Origin of the sequence: Chitinivorax sp. PXF-14, assembly GCF_040812015.1 — a bacterium.
Taxonomy (GTDB): Bacteria; Pseudomonadota; Gammaproteobacteria; order Burkholderiales; family SCOH01; genus JBFNXJ01.
Map to the genome: position 1 here is coordinate 1 of NZ_JBFNXJ010000048.1, position 527 is coordinate 527.

The 527-nt window shown below is 63.4% G+C and carries 1 protein-coding gene; it reads right to left on the minus strand.

The window, feature by feature from the left end:
- Positions 1 to 526 (minus strand): dihydropteroate synthase (folP, locus tag ABWL39_RS20885; RefSeq protein WP_026013918.1); only part of this gene is annotated, 526 nt, incomplete at its 3' end.
- Between the last annotated feature and the right edge of the window lies 1 nt (position 527).

Consider the following 527-nt stretch of genomic DNA (forward strand, 5'->3'; position numbering starts at 1 on the left):
CCATCCCCGGATCGAGGATGAGCCGGTCGGCAGCGACCCCGCTCCGTCGCAAGGCGGAAACCCGCGCCTCGAAGAACCGCACAATCTCGTCGAGCGCGTCTTCGGGTCGAAGGTGACCGGTGCGGGTGGCGATGCCATCCCGCTGCGCTGAGTGCATAACCACCAGCCTGCAGTCCGCCTCAGCAATATCGGGATAGAGCGCAGGGTCAGGAAATCCTTGGATATCGTTCAGGTAGCCCACGCCGCGCTTGAGCGCATAGCGCTGGGTTTCCGGTTGGAAGCTGTCGATTGAAACACGGTGCATCTGATCGGACAGGGCGTCTAAGAGCGGCGCAATACGTCTGATCTCATCGGCCGGCGATACAGGCCTCGCGTCCGGATGGCTGGCGGCCGGTCCGACATCCACGACGTCTGATCCGACTCGCAGCATTTCGATCGCCGCGGTGACAGCGCCGGCGGGGTCTAGCCGCCGGCTCTCATCGAAGAAGGAGTCCTCGGTGAGATTCAGAATGCCGAACACCGTCACC